The sequence below is a fragment of the Microlunatus sp. YIM B11417 genome, from assembly GCF_059617205.1.
This window is the reverse complement of sequence record NZ_JCAMPJ010000019.1, coordinates 1-1,621: the sequence shown is the minus strand read 5'-3', so window position 1 is coordinate 1,621 and position 1,621 is coordinate 1. Positions and strand designations below refer to the sequence as shown.

The window sequence follows — 1,621 nt, the reverse complement described above, 5'->3', positions numbered from 1 at the left end:
TGATCTTGAACCATCCGGACCGCACGGTCTCGGACCTGCTTCGGATACTGCTTCGGCATGACACCGATCCTCTCGTAAAGGACCGGCCCCAAACCCGTGACGCTTCAGTGACGCTTCAGGTTGTTGCGATGGTGAAGTTGTTTCCGGTGGGGACTCGGGATCGGTTCATTGAGCTGGTGTGTGGTGGGGCGAGTTTGCAGGGGGCTGCGGCAGCGGTCGGCGCGTGGGACTGCTGCACGGATCGGTGACATCTGATCTGTGGCGACGTGGGTCGCTGCTGGAAGGATGTGCATCGTGCCGAAGGCGTTTCCGAATGAGTTCCGCGAGGACGTGATCCGGGTGTATCGGGAGTCGGATTCCACGATTGCGCAGGTCGCGAAGGATTTCGGGGTCTCGGCCTCGTGTCTGCAGCGGTGGCTGGCCCAGGACGATGAGGCCAGTGGTCGTTCCTCAGCCGGTGTTGGCCGTTCGACCACGTCGGACTCTGCTGAGCTTCGTGAGGCGAAGAAGCGGATCCGGTTGCTGGAGCAGGAGAACGAGGTCCTCAAGAAGGCGGCTGCATACTTCGCGCAAGCCAATTTGCCGGGAAAATGATCTACCCGCTCGTCCGTGAGTTGGCCGCTGAGGACGCCCCGGTGCGGGTTCCTGTGGCGGTGACGTGCCGGGTCCTCAACGTCGCTCGCCAGCCCTACTACCGGTGGCTGAGGGACCCGGTCATGCCCGCCGAACTCGCCGAGGCCTATCTGGCCAACGCGATCTTCGACGCCCACGCCGATGATCCGGAGTTCGGCTACCGGCTCCTCTTCGACGAGCTCAAGGCGGCCGGGTATCGGGTGTGTGAGCGCACCGTGTGGCGGATCTGCTCGGTCAATGGTTGGTGGAGCCGCTTCAGCAGGAAGCGGGCCAAGAACGGCAAGACCGGGCCGCCGGTGCATGATGACCTGGTCAACCGGGCCTTCACCACCGACGCACCGAACCGGCTCTGGCTCACCGACATCACCGAGCACCCCACCGACGAGGGCAAGCTCTACCTCTGCGCGATCAAGGACGTCTACGCCAACCGGATCGTGGGCTACTCCATCGACTCCACGATGAAGTCCCGACTGGCCGTCGCAGCGTTGGAATCCGCGATCACCCGCCGCACCGACGCGACGGGCGGCTGGGTGCATCGTGCACAGCGACCGCGGTAGCCAGTTCCGGTCACGAAAGTTCGTGGCCGCGCTCAACCGTCATGATCTGGTCGGGTCGATGGGCAAAGTCGGTGCCTGCGGCGACAACGCCGCAATGGAGTCCTTCTTCGCGCTGCTGCAAAAGAACGTTCTCGACCGCCAGCACTGGACCACCCGAGAAGAACTCCGGATCGCGATCGTGACCTGGATCGAGCGGACCTACCACCGCCGCCGACGCCAACCCAGACTCGGCCGGCTGACCCCAATCGAGTACGAGATGATCATGACCACAACCGCTACCCAAGCGGCCTAACCCCAACTGTCACCAGTTCGTGCAGCAGTCCCAAGATCGAGGAGTGGCTGAATGATGGCTGGTCGCCAGGCCTGATCGCGGCTGTGTTGGCCCGTGATCACGGGAGTGATCAGACTAGGAGGGTGTCGCACGAAACGAT

General features: G+C 63.4%; 1 pseudogene. It reads left to right on the top strand.

From position 1 onward, the window contains the following. Nucleotides 1-294: 294 nt before the first annotated feature. A pseudogene (locus AC6CCG_RS34320) lies at nt 295-1,482 on the top strand (IS3 family transposase). Nucleotides 1,483-1,621: the final 139 nt, after the last annotated feature.